Annotated in this window: 8 protein-coding genes; 6 read left to right on the top strand and 2 right to left on the bottom strand. The window is 65.8% G+C overall.

Going from position 1 to position 18,869, the window contains the following annotated elements:
* Positions 1 to 13 precede the first annotated feature (13 nt).
* Positions 14 to 649 carry a restriction endonuclease subunit S domain-containing protein gene (locus NB3_RS17865; RefSeq protein WP_067804320.1) on the bottom strand — a complete coding sequence of 212 codons (636 nt, stop codon included), beginning with the start codon at positions 647 to 649 and terminating at the stop codon, positions 14 to 16.
* Positions 646 to 2,646, bottom strand: a complete 2,001-nt coding sequence (locus NB3_RS17860; protein WP_084823443.1) for an N-6 DNA methylase — start codon at positions 2,644 to 2,646, stop codon at positions 646 to 648. Before NB3_RS17860 ends, NB3_RS17865 begins: the two co-directional genes overlap by 4 nt.
* Positions 2,647 to 2,805: 159 nt before the next feature.
* On the opposite strand from NB3_RS17860, the gene NB3_RS35915 reads away from it, so the two are divergent.
* From NB3_RS35915 to pglZ, 6 genes are all read left to right on the top strand, one after another.
* A complete protein-coding gene (locus NB3_RS35915) occupies positions 2,806 to 3,222 on the top strand; it encodes a hypothetical protein (protein ID WP_218020589.1) in 417 nt (138 codons plus the stop codon).
* A 127-nt stretch (positions 3,223 to 3,349) separates the two neighbouring features.
* Positions 3,350 to 3,667: an Rv1352/Rv1906c domain-containing protein gene (locus NB3_RS17855; protein WP_067804316.1), complete on the top strand. Its 318-nt coding sequence runs from the start codon at positions 3,350 to 3,352 to the stop codon at positions 3,665 to 3,667.
* 307 nt (positions 3,668 to 3,974) lie between these two features.
* Positions 3,975 to 8,486, top strand: coding sequence for a BREX system serine/threonine kinase PglW (gene pglW, locus NB3_RS17850; protein WP_244891950.1), 4,512 nt, complete (start codon positions 3,975 to 3,977; stop codon positions 8,484 to 8,486).
* Positions 8,483 to 12,115, top strand: a complete 3,633-nt coding sequence (gene pglX, locus NB3_RS17845; RefSeq protein ID WP_067804311.1) for a BREX-2 system adenine-specific DNA-methyltransferase PglX — start codon at positions 8,483 to 8,485, stop codon at positions 12,113 to 12,115. The genes pglW and pglX overlap by 4 nt, the downstream gene beginning before the upstream one ends.
* On the top strand, positions 12,115 to 16,029 hold the full coding sequence (pglY, locus tag NB3_RS17840) for a BREX-2 system ATPase PglY (RefSeq protein ID WP_067804308.1): 3,915 nt from the start codon (positions 12,115 to 12,117) through the stop codon (positions 16,027 to 16,029). Before pglX ends, pglY begins: the two co-directional genes overlap by 1 nt.
* Positions 16,026 to 18,845, top strand: coding sequence for a BREX-2 system phosphatase PglZ (gene pglZ / locus NB3_RS17835; protein WP_067804306.1), 2,820 nt, complete (start codon positions 16,026 to 16,028; stop codon positions 18,843 to 18,845). The genes pglY and pglZ overlap by 4 nt, the downstream gene beginning before the upstream one ends.
* Positions 18,846 to 18,869 lie beyond the last annotated feature (24 nt).

The raw sequence follows: 18,869 nt of genomic DNA, 5'->3' as shown, positions 1-18,869 counted from the left end.
CTGCCTCGCCGCGCTATTCGCCGGGGCCGGGCCGCAGCATTCCCCCAGCCAGTCCCCCGATGCCCACGCGCACCAATTGTTCGATGCTCGCACGTCGGCGGCGCCAAGACGACTCGAGTTCGGTCAGCTGCTCGAACGCGGCGCCATAACGGCGTTGCTCGGCGAGCGGAATGCGAGGAACCTCGACCTGGAACAGATCGAACGAAAAGCCGTCGGCGGCATCGACCGCACTCCGCAGCACACAAGCGAGAAACCGTGGATCGAACGTGTCGGGGTTCCCGCGGACGAGATGAATGCCCGGCCCCAACAGGACGCCGTCGGCTACGCACACCCTGACCGCGGCGCCCACGCCGATAACGACCGCCACGTCCCCGGCGCGCATTGTGACGGCCCCTGGAGCATCCGCCGCGCCCCATCTCGACGGTGGCCGATCGAGCCGTACGTCCTTCGCCGACAGCATAGGAAGATCGCCGCTGACCGACTCGACCGCCAGTGGGGACTCGTGCACGGAGACTGCCTCGGCCTCGACCAAGTCCTCGAGCAGAACCGTGCCGTGCGACGCCGAGTTCGGTAGCAGCGCAGGGGGCATCGACACCGGCTGGTCGAGCAGCGCCGCACGGAGCGTGGCGTAGTCGTCGCGGTCGGTCACGGTCGCACCTTTCCGACGGCGATCGAGCCGGCATCCATCGAGTCGTCGGGAACCAGAGCGCCCGCCGTCAGTCCGGTCGTCATGTGTTCGATGACATGCTCGGCGGCGTTGAAAGCGCGGCCCGCGGTAACTCGTAGCAGGAACAGTCTCCGGAAAATGACCCCATATCGTTGTTGTTCCGATAGTGGGAGTACCGGCACCCGAAGTCGGCTCGGATCGAACCGGACGGTGGATGTCCTCGTCGCAGAGACATTCTCGGCCCCGGTCAGGAAGCCGGCGACAAACCATGGGTCGAGTCGTTCGCCATCGACACGCAGCGCGTGCACATGCGGACCCAGCACCGCACCCGCGTCCTCCGCCACGGCTACCCGTGCCGTGCGCCCTGCACTTCGATCACTGCGCACGGCCGGAAGCAGGATATCTCCGGCTCGGACCTCGATCGCTTCGGACGGCCGCGCGGTCGCCATCGTTCCCGATGCCGGGTTTCCCGTGGCGACATCGGGCGCCGTCAAGACACGTCTGGTATCGGTGGACTCGCTGCGATCCGCGCCTGTCGGTCGCGCGCGAATCCACTCGAGTTGGCCGTGCGACGCCAGATCGGCGACCGTCACGAACCGCCAGGATTTGCCGGCCGCCTCGGACCAGCCGGTGACCTCCGCGGCCAATGAGGTCAGCTCGGACGCCGCGGAGGCGAGTCTGCTCATCGCGTCACCGACCTGATGGGAGACCGCCCCCGCATCCAGCGACGAGCGCACATATCGCGCCGGCGTGAGATCGACTTCGTCATCGAGCACATTCACCAATCGCGCCGCCGCCGCCATACCGGAGACCTCCGCCCGATCGGCTTCCCCGGCATCGAATGCTCGCCACACCTCGACAACGCTATTGGTGATCAGGTCCCAGTCGACGCGATCCTCGCCCGCGGCCTCCTTGGACAAAGGAGTGGTGTCGACAAAAAGCAGTTCGTCGGGCACGGTGGCGCCGGGCACCGGCCGACGCAGGATCCAGATCTGCAGCCCGATATGCCACGGCTGTGCCGCACCAGGAGTCAGGCCGATCACCGCACGCAGTGCCCCGGTCCGCACAAGATTCGCCCGAATCTTTCGGCCCGAAGGTCGAGTGGCCACAGCCGGTGGAAGCAGCAGCACCGCATCGGCTCCAGGTTCCAAGTGCGCGATGGCGTGCTGCACCCAGGCGAGCTCCGGTTCGCCGCGCGGCGGCAGTCCGTAGTCCCACCGGGTATCGAGCGCGAGTTCACCGGAACCCCAATCGCGCTGACCGTAGGGCGGATTGCAGAGCACGGAGCCGAACCGACGACCGGAGAACGCGTCGGCCATGAGACTGTCGCCCAGTCGTATATCAGGTTGGAGTGCGGTATCCGCCTCGAGCAGCAGCCGCGTACGAGCGACCTGGATTTGCGAGACGTCCTGACCATGCAGCTCGGTAGCGCCTGCCTCGGCCGCCGCCAGCAACAGCGAGCCACTCCCACACGCGGGGTCCAGCACGTCGGCCGCTGCCGACTTCCCCGACAGTGCTGCCATTAGTTTCGCCACTTCGGCAGGTGTGGTGTACACCCCCGTGGCGGGGGTGCCTTCCATCGCCCGCTCCGCCAAAGTGTCGACAGCAACCCGAGTGCCGTCCCGTTCGGCGGTCCGGGCGACCGCCTCCGCCACTTCTGCCGCATACGCCGACTCCTCACCACTCAGGCCGGACGCAACCCAACCGTCTTCGGAGCGGCGTAAAGCTTTCATCACTTGGCGAACAAGCTCGGGTTCGCGCGATCGGACCAGCGTCCGCAGGTCGCTCGCCGGCGAGTCCGACACCTCGACTCCGTGCTCGGACAGCCACCCTTGCACCTGGTTCAGATCGAAGAGCGGGCGCGCGTCGGTGCCGGCGATGGCCTGGGGAAAGTCGTCATGTCGGCGTCGCCAGTTGCTGACCGTCGCGCGGGTGACGCCGGCGAGCCGAGATATCTCGGCCGCACTCACCTCCGGCATACCCCTCCTCCTCTCGTGTTACTTCCAGGCCACCTTCGCGCAGGTGTGAGCAAAAATCAATCGACTGCCTATATTGACAATGCTTTCAGTCACTCGTACGGTCTTACATTATCCGAACGCTGATCCGTCGAAACCAACCGCTCACGACGAGGAGTTCCCGTGACCACCGAACCCCAAGGACCGCTCGACTTGTGGAAGTCGACGCAGCCACTGGGTCCACACCAGACACCTGGCGCGCCCGAATCGATGGCCCAAGCGCCGGTTCACCACACGCCGCAACCGCACCGAACCCAGGCCACGGACGCCCGGACCTTGATTCCCCACCCGCAGCCGCAGCCCGGCCCGTACTACCCGCAGCACCGAGCGGCACCGCCGCAGTACCCGCCCATGCCATATCCCCAGCCTGCTCAGACTCCGCTGGTGAATGTCGTGCAGCACAACGCAACCCTCGGCGCCGGTCCGATCGTGGTGCGCTCGGCCTTCCCGCACGGACTGCACTTGGTGCTCTCGCTGGTCACGTGCGGTATGTGGCTGCCGATCTGGCTGATCCACTACCTCATTTCCGGCAACCGCTGACCAACCCGACCGTGCTCACGAAGCGCACAAGCGACACCGTCGAATACCCCTATACCTTCCTCGACGCCGCCATCACCGCCTACTGCCCGCAACATCAGCTCTGACCCGTTCGAAGGGACGAAACACCGTGTACCGCACGTTCTTCACCACCATCGCCTGCACCGCCCTCGCCGCCCTCGCCGCCACCGGCATCGCCGACGCCGAACCCGCTGCCCGGCTCCACGAGGGCATGCAGGTCGTCGGCCAAGATGTCCAGGCCGGCGTCTACCACACGCCCGGTCCACGCCGCGACGACTACGGCGCCTGCTTCATCGAATGGCTGCCCTATAAGGGAGCCAGATCGTCGGAACTCATCGACATCCAGTCCTACACGGGCGCGTCATATGTCCAGTTGCACGACGGCGACGTCATCAATGTCACCGGATGCGTCTGGACCCACGAATAATCCCGAGCGGCGGACCGATTGGCGTCGCAGCGCGACTGGGCCAGGCTCGCGGCCGAACTCCTGAGCGCGGATCGGCTCGATGCGAAACAGAACCGCGTGTCGCGCCGATCACCTCTGAGTAACGGCACACAGCCTGGCGGGCCGGCACGGTCCAGCAGGTCCTCCGATGCATCGGCGCCTCGCGGGGCAAACTAGTGTTTCTTGCAAAAGGTGGGCTATATCGGCGGTGAACTGCTGATATGGACGTATTGCACAAGCGGTGCGGGCATCGCACGGTCTGTCGCGGCGGCGGGGGATCGAGCGACGTATGACACGACGAGAACAGGACTGCGCATCTATGGACGAGGGTCGGTGGACAACGGTCACCGAGTCGAGTTTCGAGCATGAGCGCCGGGGGCTGGAAGCGATCCGGAGTCAGCTGCCGAACGTCGATCCGTGGTACGCCTGGTCGAACTTCACCTTCACCGCCAAGACCGGGCACGTGCGTGAGGTCGATCTGCTGGTGATCGCCCCGAACGGCGTGCACATGATCGAGCTCAAGGATTGGAGCGGCAGGCTCACCGGCGAGGGCGGAGATTGGGTCCAGACCACTACGCGCGGTGATCGCCGGTTCCACCGGAACCCGCTCCACTTGGTGAACCAGAAGAGCAAGGAACTCGCGGGCCTGCTCGGCGACAGCGGCGCACGCGTTTTTCTGAACTCGGCAGTCTGCCTCACCAATTCGGGTCTGCGATTCGAACTCCCGGCGGGCGACCGCGCCAACACGCACACGATCCGCGAGCTGATCGATCGGCTCGATGCGCCGGTCCGCGACATCAAGCACACGATCAGCGCCCAGCGTGCGAAGGCGATCAAGAAGGCTCTCGAGCAGGTCGGCATCCGGCGCAGCGATGCGGACTTCACCGTCGGCCCCTACCTGTTGGAACGCAAACCCTTCGACGCGGGTCCGACCTGGCAGGACTATCTGGCCGCGCACACAGAGCTGCGTGAACCCGTCCGCGTCCGCGTCTACCTGCGTGAACGTGGAGCCGACGAGCAAGCCCGCAGATCTGTTGACGCGGCCGCTCGACGCGAAGCCGCGGTGCTGCGCAAGTTCCGGCACCCGGGCGCCGTGCAACTGGAATTGTTCGATCCGTCGGGCCATATCGCCGGTCCTGCCCTGATCTTCCGATACCACCCGGACACGCTGCACCTGGACGATTACCTCTCCCGCCATGGCGAGTCGCTTGACCTCGGCGACCGGATCGAACTCGTGCGACAGCTCGCGGAAACGTTGCGGTCGGCGCATTCGGCCCGGCTGTATCACCGTGCGCTCGCCGCCCGCTCGATCCATGTGGTCCCCCGCCCCGGTGCGGGTGAAACCCAGCGCTGGCGCTCACCCCGGCTGCAGATTTCGGACTGGCAGGTGGCGACCCAGCGCTCGGGCGGCACCGCGCTGACGATGACTCGGCACGCCCCGACTCTGCTGTCGGCGCATCACCTGTCGAGCGGGTCGGACGCCTACCTCGCGCCCGAGGTGTCGGCGCCCTCCCCTGACCCCATCGCCATGGACGTCTACGGCCTCGGCATGCTGACCTACCTGCTGGTGACGGGTAGAGCTCCCGCCGCTACCCAAGCGGAACTACTGACCCGCTTCGAGGCCGGTGAGGAACTGCGCCCGAGCGCACTGGTCGACAATCTGCCGCAGGATGTCGATCTTCTGGTGGCCGCGGCGACGGACTACCGACCGTCGAAACGGCTCACCTCCATGGACGAGTTCCTGGAACTGCTCGAGGATGTCGAAGAGGCGCTCACCGCTCCCGACGAGGAAGAGGCCGTCGCCGACGAGAAGGACCCCCTCCAAGCCGTTCCCGGCGACGTGCTTTCGGGCCGCTGGCTGGTGCGCCGTCGACTGGGCACCGGATCGACCAGCCGCGCCTTGCTCGCGCGCGATCTGCAGGCCGAGACCGACAAGCGCGGCGCGAAAACCTATGTGGTGCTGAAGGTCGCACTCTCCCAGGACCGAGCCGACGTGCTCAAACGCGAGGCCGGTGTGCTGCGCGGCCTGCGGCGGCATTCGGGCGTGATCAACCTGGTCGATCCGGGCGTGCTGGAACTCGGCGGCCTCACCACCTTGGTCCTGGAGTATGTCGGTGACGAGCAGGGCTTGGACCAGGACTCCGGCCATCGCACCGAGGAGACCGTCGCCCGCGAGCTGCGCGACAACGGCCGCTTGCAGGTCGGGCGCCTGGAGACCTACAGCGACTACCTGTTCGCCGCCAGCGACTTCCTCGAGGGCGAGGGTGTCTGGCATCGCGACCTGAAACCGGACAACATCGCGATCCGGGTGCGTCCCAACCGGACCCGTGAACTCGTCCTCATCGACTTCTCGCTGGCGGGGTACCCGGTGCAGAACACCGAGGCAGGCACCGACGGCTACCTGGATCCGTTCATCGGCACCCTGACCCGCAGTGTCTATGACGCGCAGGCCGAACGCTACGCGCTGGCGGTGACGCTGCACGAGATGGCGTCGGGCGAGTTGCCGCGGTGGGGTGACGGCAGCGTGTTGCCGCGCCAGCTGGACCCCGCGGAGTTCCCATACCCGGAAATCGCCGCCGACGCGTTCGATCCGTCGGTGCGCGACGGGCTGGTCAGGTTCTTCCGCAAAGCACTGCATCGCGATGTCGCACAACGTTTTTCGGATTTGAAGCCGATGCGCGACGCCTGGCGCAAGGTCTTCCTCGACATGACCAGGTCGGTGCCGCCGCGACCGCTCAGTTCGCATCCGGCGCCGCCCGCCGATGTGGACGAGGTGTCGCCGGAGGATCAGCGGCGTCTGATCTCCGAGCAGGCCACAGTCGAGACCCACCTGTCACAGGCGGGTCTTACCGCCGCCACCGAGCAGTTCCTCTATGGGCTGGGTGTGAACACCGTCGGCGAACTGCTCGACTACGGTCGAGGCAAGCTGATCAACGCACCGGGCCTGGGCGCACGTGCCCGCCGGGAGATCCAAGACCGGCTCAAGGAATGGGGCCGGCGCTTCGGCAAGGACGAGCCCGCACCTCTCACACCGCAAGCGCGTAAGGAAGCGAAAGAGGAATTCAACGCCGCCGAAGCCGACCTCGGCGCAGGCCTGCTGCGCACGCTGAGCCTGGACACCCTGGCCGCCCTTTTCGTACCGGAACGCAGAACCGGCTCCAACGCCAGCAAGGTCGATGCGGTAGCTCGACTGCTGCGGATTCCCGGCGCGGGCGATCTGCCCGAACTCGATGCGTGGCCCACTCAGTCGGCGGTCGCGGAAACCCTGAACCTGACCTCGGGTCGAGTCGCGCAACTGCTGAAAGCGCAACGGCAGCAGTGGAAGAAGGATCCCGCAGTACAGGCCCTGCGCGAGCAGGTACTGGAACTGCTGGACGGCTTCGGCCGGGTGGCGGCGGCCACCGAACTCGCCGACGCCTTGATCGCGCGGCGCGGCACCCGCCTGCAAGAGCGCGCCCAGCGCCGGGCGCTGGGTCTGGCGGCTGTGCGCGTGGTGGTCGAGGTCGAGCAACTGACGCCGGACGAGGCCGCGATCTATACCGCCCAGCGACGCGACTCCGGCGAACATCCCGTGGTTGTGCTGGCACTCGAGGCAGGCGAGGACGCCGACCCGGACACCCCTGCCGCACCGGCGCTGGCGAACTACGCTCTGCGCCTGGGGAGAACCGCTGACGCCCTAGCGGCGCAGGAGACCCTGCCGACAGCCGCGACCGTGTTGGACCGGCTGGGCGCGATCGACCCGCCCGCGGGCACCCCCACCTTGGACGAGCGCCGCCTGGTGCAGGTGGCCGTCGGCGCCTCCCGCAACGCCGCCGTCACGCCGCGGCTCGAGATCTATCCTCGCGACCTCCCGCTGGTGCGCGCAGTCCGCCTGACCCAGGCCGGCCTGCTCACTCTCACACCCGGCGTTCCGCTGAAGCAGCAGCCCGGCCTGCGGGCGGAGCGCGTGTTCGAACGCATCCTGGCGCGGTTCCCCGAATTGACCATCGCGGGAAGCGACCGTGACGTGCCCACCCCGGAGTTGACGAAAGCGTTGCGCGAAGCCGGGTTCGACCTCGTGGTGGCGACCCATCCCGAGTCCCGCATCCAGCGCTACATTCCCGAGCACGCCGATCAGCTGTCCAGCTACACCGCGCACGCACCGCGCTGGTCGACCGCCCTCAACAGCCACGCGGCGGGCAGCTACTCCGACGACCCGAACCTGGCCAAGGCCGCCCGCGCCGAGGAACTGCTGACCGGCGCCGCGCCACGGGACGGCTTCCGGGTCCTCACCTCCCCCACCACACCGGCCTCGGCCACTCTCGCCGCCATTAGCGAACTGCGAGAACGTTTCTCGGCCCGCCCGATGTCCGCGACGGCACTGTTCCTGGCGAACATGCACGATCTGGTCCCCCCGGGCACCAAACCCACCTGGGACACCATTCTGCGCGCCGACATCGCCGAGCCGGGCTCCCGCGCGGCGCTGAAGTTCAGCGAATACGCGCGCACAGCCTGGGGCCGCATCGAAACCGAGATCGCCGACAACATCGCAGGCAACGGCCCGCTGCTGCTCACCGACACCCTGGTGTTCGCCCGCTACGACGCCATGAGCGTCCTCGCCCGCCTGGCCGAACAGGCCCGCCGCGGCAAGGGCGGCCTATGGCTGCTGTGCCCGCAGTCCGACCCCATGCGCCAGCCGCACCTCGGTGCGGAAGCGGTGCCCTACCAGTCCGCTCTCAACGAGTGGATCCATTTGCCTGAAGCGTGGATCCGCAATATTCATCGCGCCAGCGCCTCGACCGACACAGGAGTAACCGCATGATCGACCGCGCCGCACTTCTCGCCGACCTGAAAAAGCAGGTCACCGCGGTCGAGAACGACCTAGAGCAGCAACTGCGCATCCTGCCCGAGGTCAAAGCACGCCTGCACGACGAATGGGCGCAAGCTCGCAAACTCAACCGCACCGCCGCCACCGAGGCCTCCTGGCTCGGCGAACGCATCACCCAGGTCGCCGTCGCATGGGTGCTCGGCACCGTCTTCGTCCGCTTCTGCGAAGACAACCACCTCATCGCCGACCCCTACCTCACCGGCCCCACCGACGACCGCCGCGAACTCGCCCAAGCCCGCTACGACGCCTACGTCGAAACCGACCCCGATCCCACCTACCGCGGCTGGCTCGAACACGCCTTCGCCGAACTCGGCGCGGGCCAAGCAGGCAAACTCCTCTTCGACCCCAACCACAACGCCCTCTACCAGATCCCCCTCTCCCACGACGGCGCCCGCCAACTCATCGAATTCTGGCGCGCCCGTGACGAGCACGGCGTACTCGTCCACAACTTCACCGATCCCCTCGATGAAGACGGCATCAGCGGCTGGGACACCCGCTTCCTCGGCGACCTTTACCAAGACCTCTCCGAGGACATCCGCAAGAACTACGCGCTGCTCCAAACGCCCGAATTCGTCGAAGAATTCATCCTCGACCGCACCCTCGAACCCGCTATCCGCGAGTTCGGGTACGAGACGATCCAACTCATTGATCCGACCTGCGGGTCGGGACACTTCGTCCTCGGTGCGTTCCGACGACTGACGCAGCGGTGGGCCACCGACCAGCCGACGAAAGATCGGCACGAGCGCGTCTACGCAGCGTTGAACTCGGTGCACGGCGTCGACATCAACCCGTTCGCGATCGCCATTGCCCGCTTCCGACTGCTCGTCGCTGCCATGGCCGCCGCCAACGTGCGCACGCTCGCTGAGGCCGCGCGGTACGAATGGCCGATAAAACTTGCAGTCGGCGACTCACTGATCAAGGCACGGCAGCTGGAGCTTACCTTCGATGGCGACCAGCGTGACCCGCTCGCAGAGTTCTCCTACGCCACCGAAGACGTCCACGAGTACCCCGGAATTCTCGACTCGGGTCGCTATCACGTCGTGGTGGGTAACCCACCGTACATCACGGTGAAGGACAAGAACCTCAACAGCATCTATCGCGGGCTATATAACGCGTGCGCTGGCACCTATGCCCTGTCAGTCCCCTTCGCTCAGCGGTTCTTCGAACTTGCGAGATTGGGAGACCCACAGGGTAATGGGTACGGCCGAGTCGGACAGATAACCGCAAACTCCTTCATGAAACGCGAATTCGGCACCAGACTCATTGAGGAGTTCTTCTCCCACGCTGTTGAGCTGACTGAGGTCATAGATACCTCCGGAGCTTACATCCCCGGACACGGCACTCCCACTGTCATTCTGATCGGCACCCGTCGTTCAGGTAGCGGCAGGAGCGTGACCGTTCGCACGGTACGCAGCGTACAGGGTGAGCCGAATTCGCCAGAGCAACCCGAGGAAGGATATGTCTGGCGGGCAATTGTTGACCAGATTGACTCGGTCCCCAGCACTAGCCAGTGGGTGTCTGTGGATGCTCTAGACCGTAACCGCTACTTCAGCAAGCAACCCTGGATTCTGACGGATGGCGGTCTGGAATTGACTGAGTCAATCGAGTCAGTGCGAGCCAAGAAGCTTGGGGCAATATCGAGCAGCATCGGAAGAACAACCTCCAGCGGCGCAGACGAAATCTTCCTAATCGCCGATGAAGCAACGGCCAAGCGCCTCCACATCGAAGACCGAGTACGCGAGATCGCAGTCGGCGAGAACGTGCGCGATTACCAATTCTTAGGCACAGCACTCATAGCCAACCCATACACCGGCCACGCGAACAGCCTTCCCATTTCCGACAATAGCCATCTGGTGTCGCGCTTTCTTTGGCCAGCTCGAACAGTGCTGTGCAATCGAGTAATCTTCAGCCAGAAGATCACAGCGAAGCATCCTTGGTTCGTTCATCTTGAGAACTACCCAAGCAAGTTCTCTTCAAGTACCGGAATCAGCTTTGCCTTCGTATCCACCCATAATCACTTCGCCCTAGACCGAGCGGCGCGCGCTTTCAACCGAACCGCGCCGGTGATCAAGTTGCCGGAGGGGGCGAGCGAGGAGGAGCATCTGCGGCTGCTCGGGCTGCTCAACAGCTCCACCGCCTGCTTCTGGCTCAAGATGGTAAGCCACAGTAAGGGAAATGGCGGCATCGGCGGTGGCATCTCGGACGAATTTTGGGAGCACCGGTTTGAGTTCACCGGCACTAAACTTGAAGAGTTCCCGCTGCCGGAGACTTTTCCAATTGAATTAGGTACCGAAATCGATCGGTTGGCGACGGAGCTCGCAGCAGTCAGCCCGCAAGCATTGTGCACGGATACAACCCCAACGGCAGAAGCCCTCCGCAACGGTAAACTGCAGTGGCTGACTCTCCGGTCCCGAATGATCGCCCTGCAGGAAGAACTCGACTGGCAGGTCTACTCGATATATGGACTGCAACCCGAGGATCTCTCGATTTCGGATGCCGAACTGCCCAATTTGGAACTCGGTCAACGAGCGTTCGAGATTGTACTGGCTCGGCGTCTAGCGAACGGCGAGGCATCAGACGAATGGTTTGTCCGACACGGCGCCGCGCCAACTACCGAAATCCCATCTGCATGGCCAGAGACGTATCGGAATGTCGTCCAACATCGCATCGATGTGATCCAGTCGAGCCGGGCGATCGGCATGATTGAGCGGCCGGAGTACAAGCGCCGTTGGAAGTCCGAAGGCTGGGACATCCTCCAGGAGAAGGCACTTCGTACATGGCTTCTGGACCGCATAGAGTCTCGCGATCTGTGGTTCGACGACAACGGTCAACCCCAGATGCTTACCTTGTCGAGACTCACGGACCGCCTCGCAGCCGACCAAGACTTCGTCTCGGTCGCAGCGCTGTACGCACCCCGCACCGACCTGGCCCAGGTCGTAGCAGACCTGATCACCGACGAGCACGTCCCCTTCCTCGCCGCCCTGCGCTACAAACCCTCCGGCCTGAAGAAGCGCAAAGACTGGGAACACGTCTGGGACATGCAGCGTCAGGAAGACGCGATGCCCGACGGCCACGAGAAGAATAAGTTCCGCGACTCCATCCCAGTACCACCCAAATACACCTCCACCGACTTCCTGCGCACCTCGTTCTGGCAGGCCCGCGGCAAGCTCGACGTGCCCAAAGAGCGTTTCATCTCCTACGGCTCCACCAACGTCGCCACCCCCGAGCTCTACGGCTGGGCAGGCTGGGACCACCGCGAACAGGCAATGGCCATCGCCATCTACCTCGCCGAGAACAGCCTCTCCACCGAGGAGATCACTCCGTTCCTGGCGGGCCTGCTCGAACTCCAGCCCTGGCTGGACCAGTGGCACAACGAGGTCGACCCGAACTACGGCATCGCCCCGTCGGCCTTCTTCTCCGGCGACCGCCGCAGCATGCAAGGCGAACACGGCCTCACCGACGACGACCTCCGCAACTGGCGACCGCAACCCGCCGCCCGGGGCCGACGCACCACCACCAAACGCACCACGAAGAAGTCCGTTGCGGCGGAGGGGGACAACTGATGGACCAACGCCCACTTCTGCGCGACCTCATCGATATCAAGGAGCACGTCGCCGGCTCGGACTACGTGCTCACCCTCGCCGATGCGGTCACCGAGGAAGGCTCCACCAAAGCGGTCGAGGACTATGTGCTTACCGACCGCTTGCTCGGCAACTTCGACGAAGCCCTTGCGCTGATCAAGTCCGCACTCGACGGGAACACCTCGAAACCGGCGTTCCTGCACGGCTCGTTCGGTGCCGGTAAGTCGCACTTCATGGCGGTGCTGTACGCCCTGCTCTCCGGCAACCCGGTCGCCCGCTCCCGAGGCGAGTTCGATCCGATCATCACCAAGCACGAATGGCTGCTCTCGGACGGCAAGAAGTTCCTGATGGTGCCGTATCACATGATCGACGCCAAGTCGATGGAGCAGCGCGTACTCGGGAAGTACGTCGAATTCGTCCGCGAGAAGCATCCGGAGGCGCCGACTCCTCCGGTGTATCGCACGGACGCGATGTTCACCGATCTGCGGGCCCTGCGCACCTCGATGGGCGAAGAGCGGTTCCTCGCCGTCCTCAACCAGGATCAAGCCGAGGACGAAGACGACGAATGGGGTGAGTCGACCTTCCACTGGACCACCCAGAAGGTCGACACCGCGTTGGCCGCGACGGAATCGCACGACGGCGGCAGCCTGAATCTGGTGAATCCGACCACGCCGCCGGAGCTGCGCAACAAGCTGGTGCACGACGCGACCACTCATCTGCTGCCTGGGTTCGCCCAGCGCGCCGCCGAAGACGAGAGCGGCTTCATCTCCCTCGATGCGGGTCTCAGTGTCATCGCCGCGCACGCGAAATCGCTCGGTTACGACGCGATCATCCTGTTCCTCGACGAGCTGATCCTGTGGCTCGCCAGCCTCATCCACGATGAGAAGCGGGTGGCGCGCGAGGCCAGCAAGATCACCAACTTCCGTGAGGGTGGTGACGCGCGCCGCGCGATCCCGATCGTCTCGTTCATCGCCCGTCAGCGCGATCTGCGCGAGCTGGTGGGTGAAGAGCTCGCGGGCGCGGCGGAATCGGCGATCCAGGACGCCCTCAATCATGCCTCCGGCCGGTTCGACCTGATCAGTCTCGAAGACCGCAACCTACCGCAGATCGCCCACGCTCGATTGCTGAAGCCGCGCGATGCCGCCGCGAGCGCGCAGATCGACGCCGCGTTCGAGAAGACCAAGAAAATCGGACCGAAGGTGTGGGACACGCTGCTCGGTTCCGACGAGAGCACCACCGGCGCCGACGAGGCGTCGTTCCGGTTGAGCTACCCGTTCTCCCCGGCGTTCCTCGATACGTTGGTGCACATCTCGGCCGCACTGCAGCGCTCACGCACCGGTCTGAAACTGATGGGACAGTTGCTCGCCGATCATCGCAACGAGCTGCGGCTCGGTGATCTGGTGCCGCTGGGCGATCTCTACCAGCAGCTCACCCGCGGTGGCGACCGGCCGTTCGTCGCCGACAAAAAGGTGCTCTTCGATGCCGCCGACAAGCTGTACAAGACGCGGCTGCGCCCGTACCTGCTCAGCACGTGCGAGGTCACCGAAGACGACATCGACGCTTACATCAATCGGCGCGAGACCATCACCGACGCCAAACTCGCAGGCAACTGCAAGAAGTTCGTCGGTCAGAACCGTCTCGCCTGCACGGTGCTGTTGGCAGCGTTGGCCCCTGGCGTTCCGGCGCTGCGTGACTTGACCATTCGCCGTCTCGCCGCGCTCAACCACGGCTCGATCACAACCATGATTCCCGGGCGGGAAGAGGGCGTGATCAAGGACATGATCGGCGAGTGGGCCGCCCGGTTCCCGGAGATCAAGCCCACCGGCACCGATGCCAATCCGGGTGTGCGTTTGGAACTCTCCGGCGTCGACGTGGAATCGGTGATCGCCAACGCGCAGGTCAACGACAACCCGGCCAACCGGCTCGCACTCGCCCGCGACCTCCTCGCCGAGGAATTCGGGTTGGATCGAGCCAACGGCCGATTCGATGCCGACGAGTTGCGTTTCGTCTGGCGCGGGTCCAACCGCGTCGCGGAAGTGGTCTTCGGCAACGTCAGCGACGAGGACGCCCTGCCCAACCACGACTTGCAGCCCGCCTACGAGGGCCGCTGGCGCATCGTCATCGACCTGCCCTACGACGAGGGCATCCTCGGGCCGGTCGAGGACGCCGACCGCATCCGGCGGCTCAAGGAGGAACAGGGCGACAACCATCCGCGCACCGTCGCGTGGTTGCCGTCGCATCTGACCAAGCCCCGCTGGGAAGACTTCCGCCGCCTACTGGTGGTCACCAAGGCGCTCGCCGACCCGTACCGGTTCGACACCCAGTACGCCCAGCACCTCAATCCCGACAACCGAACCAGCGCGAAGCAGCTGCTGGAGTCCCAGCGCGAAACCCTGCGCAAACGTGTGCTCGCCACGTTCAAGCAGGCGTACGGTTTGGCCGAACGCAAGCCCGACGACGTGACCAACGAATTGGACCGGCTGTTCCACCCGCTGCCCGATATCGACGGTCTCACCGTCGCCATCGGCCAATCGATGCACGACGCCATCCGCGCACTCGCGAGCAAGCTACTCGCCCACCAGTTCCCGGAGCACCCGAATCTCGACCCGGACGGCACCGGCACCGCGGTCAAGGCCGCCGACGCGAAAACCGTTCTCGCGCAGGTGAAGGGCGCGGCCGAAGCGCGGGACAATCGCTTCGAGGTTCCGGCGAAAGACCGCGCGCTCATGCGCCGAGTCGCCGAGCCACTCGGTCTGGGCCAGCAGAAGGAGGCCTACTTCGAGCTGTCGAAGCGGTGGGCCGACCACTTCCGCAAGTCGGCGCAGAATGCCGGGAAAACCGGCGACCTGTCGGTGATCTCGCTCGGCGAATGGATCGACCTGCCCCAGCCGCGCGGTCTGGAGCCGCACATCGCCAATCTGGTGATCGCGTCCTTCGCCGAAATGGACGACCGGATCTGGGTGCGCGGCGGTGTGCCGATCGACGCGCCGGAACTCACCAAGATCCAGGCCGGTGACGCGCTGCGGACCCAGCCGCTGCCGAGCGAATCGGATTGGGACACCGCGCGGAACCGGTTCGAGGTCATTTTCGGAGACAAGGCGCCGACGCTGCGGCGCGGCGGTCCGGTGCAGCTGTTCGCCCGGCAGATCAGCAGTACCGCCACGAAGTACCACGACCCGGCCGCACGGCTTGTCGAACAGTTGGAAAAGCACGCGGATTTCCTCGAGCTCGACGACAGCGAACCCGCAGGACGTCTCGCGCTCGCTCGTCGCTCGCTGGAGCTGCTGTCGGCTCTCACCTCCGCCGGTGGGGGCGGGTCGGCCGGAGCCAAGAAAACCGTCGAAGCGCTCGCCCACTTCGATCTCGCGGGGGTCAACGCGGACCGGTATGCCACCTCGATCAAATCAGCCGATAAGGTGATCGCGGCACTCGCTCACGCCGCGTGGCGCAATCTGGAGCAGGCGAGCTTGCTCGGTCCCGAAGGCGCCGCACTGTTGGACTCGTTGCGCACCGCAGCCCGATCCGACCAGCGCTCCGCCGATCTTGCCGAGGCGCTGCGCACCACCGACGCCAAGATCACCGCGCTGACGACTCGGAAACTGCGCGAGGAGGCCGAGCGCAATCGCCAGGCAAGCACCGTTACGCCGCCACCGGCGGCACCCAGCGCGACCACGAAGGCTGCCACCGGCGCGGACGACATCGATCTGGGCACTCCTACCAGCAACCCGCCGCTGGACGGCAGCACACCGCGATCCGGCAAGCGGTCTACCCGCCGGTCCGGCATATACACCACTACGGCTCGGGATGCGGTAGCGAAGTTCTCCGCCGACCTGGCCGAACTCGCCGCTCTGGAACCCGGCGCTTCGGTCGAGATCACGTGGAAGGTCATCGAATGACCGGTGCCACCGTGACCACTGCGCTACGGCTGTCGAGGACGACCGTCGCGCAGTACCTCTTCTCCCACAAGCGGCTCGAGAAGGTACTGGCTGAGCCCGGTGAGCCCGTGACGCTGCTGCTGCGCGGCGAGCCGGAATGGGAGGGTGACCCCGTCCTGACCCTCGCGGATGGCCGCCGCGCGCGGGTGGCGGTCGGCGCCTCGCCGCTGGCGGTACACGAGAAGGTCCTCGCGCATGCGCGCGAGATCTCTCCCGACCCTCGCGTGCTGGTGTTGCTGACCGGTGTCGAAGAACACGACCTCGACCCGGCCATACTCGTGCGCACCGACCGTGGACGAGTGCACACCGTGGATCGGTGGGACATCGTGCGTGAGTCCTTCAACTCCAAGGAGATCGACCCGTGGCTCAAGCGAGAGGCATGGGCCTGCGAGGCGCTGCTCGACGCAGCCGGGGCGCAGGGGTGGCCGACCGCGCTGGCCGGTGGCATTCTCTCTCGGGTTCCGGCCCTGACCGCGCTGGCCACCCGCCGGTTGGGCATCCAGGCCACGGTGGACCGGATCGATCCGCTCAGTTTGCTCGAGTGGTCGCAGCGGCCGGGCGGCCCGCAGCTACTGCTCGATCTGCGTGCACCTGAGCGCGATGGACTCACCCGGTTCCTCTCCGAAGATGAGCAATCCGGAGCGACCGGCGCTGTTGTGACCGCGCTGGTGCGCACCGGGCACGGGGCAGAAGCCATTGCCTATGGGCTGGTATGCGCGGCGCTGTGGCGGCATGCAACCGCGGACAGTGCGGTGTATCAGGCGCGCGGGCGCGTCGAGCGCTGGCTCGGTGATCATCCGCCCGCGGTGGGTGGCGAACTGGACCGCATGCTCGCGACCTTCGGCCGCACCTGCGAAGACTACATCCGGGATCTGTTGGTGAAGGCGCGTTCTTCGGCCGATCCGCACGACGAAGCCGAAGAATCCGCCCGGCACGCCCGCAAGATCGCGGACACCGTGCTCGCACAGGCCGACCTTCTCGTCCGCCAGTTCGGTGCGGGGACGGCCGCGGAATACAGTCCCCTGCTCACCGCAGGTCTCGACGCCCGGTTCACGGCCGCGGGTGCAGCTCTCGGTCGCGGCAAGGCCGATGAAATCGATCGGACCGTGGCCGCCCTGCGCGCACACGACCTCGCCGCTGATCATCGCGTCCGCATAGGCCGGGTTCGGATGGCGCAGCGCCTGACCCGATGGCTGAGCACCGATCCCGACCCGACCTGCGACAGCGTCGCCGCGGCACTCGACCGGCAGATGCGCGACACCGCATGGGCCGACCGCGCCCTCGACTATCTCGATGCGGGCGGCGATGACGATGCCGCACTACGCGTCGCATACGACGCCATTGCCACCCGCACCCGCAAGTTACGTCGTGAATTCGATTGTGAGTTCGCGAAAAACCTGGCCGTGTGGACCGAATCGGGATCATCCCCGGGCACCATGTTGACGGTCGAAACCTTCCTGCATCGTGTGGTGCGCCCGCTCGCCGCTGATCATCGTGTGCTGCTCATCGTCGTGGACGGCATGAGCGCCTCCATCGCGACCGAACTGGCCGGCGAGCTGCGCGGCACTTTCGCCGAGTACGACCCCCTGCCCCGCGAGGGGAAGCCCTACCGCCGCTGCATGGCCGCGGCCTTGCCCAGTCTGACCGCGGTGTCGCGCACCTCGCTGTTCGCCGGCAAACTCATGAAGGGCGACCAGAAGACAGAGCAACGCCTCTTCCGGCAGCATCCGTTCTGGGGTGCCAAGCGTGCTGAGGTGTTCCACAAGAACGATCTGCGCAGCAAGCCGGGCGATCGGTTCGGGGCCGACCTCGGTGCGGCCCTCGCCGACCCGAACTGCCATGTCGCCGTCGTGCTCAACACCATCGACGACCGGCTCGCCAAGGAAGCCAAACTCGATGATTCCGGCTGGGAAACCAGAGAAATCGGCGACCTGCGAGCCCTGGTAGCGGCTGCCACCGGGCAGGGCATGGTCGTGCTCATCACCAGCGATCACGGCCACGTCGTCGACCGGCACAGTGTGCTGGTCGAGGCGAACAACATCGAGTCGGCACGACACCGCCTGCCCGCCGCCGAGTTCGACCGCCGAACCGAAACCGAGATCGCGCTGCACGGCCCCCGTGTCGTCTGGCCAGAGCCCGGCGCTTCGATCGTCGCGTTGTGGGACAACGACTCCCGCTACAGCGCTCAGAAGGCGGGTTATCACGGGGGCGCCGCGCTGGCGGAGATCACCATCCCCGTGCTTGCGTTCCTGCCGTTCGGCGCCACTCCTCCCTCCGGCTGGCGAGAGCTGGGTGACCAGCGGCCCGAGTGGTGGCGCGACGGTACCGAATCGCTACAGCAGGTCCACACCCCCGCCGTCGACAACAAGACGCGTACTCGCGTCGCCAATAAGGCTGCCGAGAGGCTGAGCGACCAGATCACGCTCGACATCCCGCTGCCCAGCGCCGCGCCTCTGCCACAGGAGACGAGCGCCGCAGACGACCTGGTCACCCGACTTCTCGCGTCGGAGGTGTTCGCCGCGCAGCTGGAGCAGCTGGCGCGGAAGCCGACGACCTCCAAGCTGGAGAAAGCGATCCGGGCGCTCCTCGACGGACCACAGTCGACGACGGCGCTCGCCCAACGGGTGGGCGATCCACCGACACGCGCGAGCGGCTTCGCCGCCGTACTCGGACAGCTGCTGAACGTGGACGGTGCGCAGGTGCTCGAGACCATGTCGGACGGCCGGACCCTACGGCTGCACGTGAAATTGTTGCGAACCCAGTTCGGCCTGCGCTAACGGATCGGGCGGCGCTCCGCAGAC

Origin of the sequence: Nocardia beijingensis NBRC 16342, assembly GCF_001612785.1 — a bacterium.
Taxonomy (GTDB): domain Bacteria; phylum Actinomycetota; class Actinomycetes; order Mycobacteriales; family Mycobacteriaceae; genus Nocardia; species Nocardia beijingensis.
The sequence above is the reverse complement of the archived record's forward strand: the minus strand, read 5'-3'. Positions and strand labels throughout refer to the sequence as shown.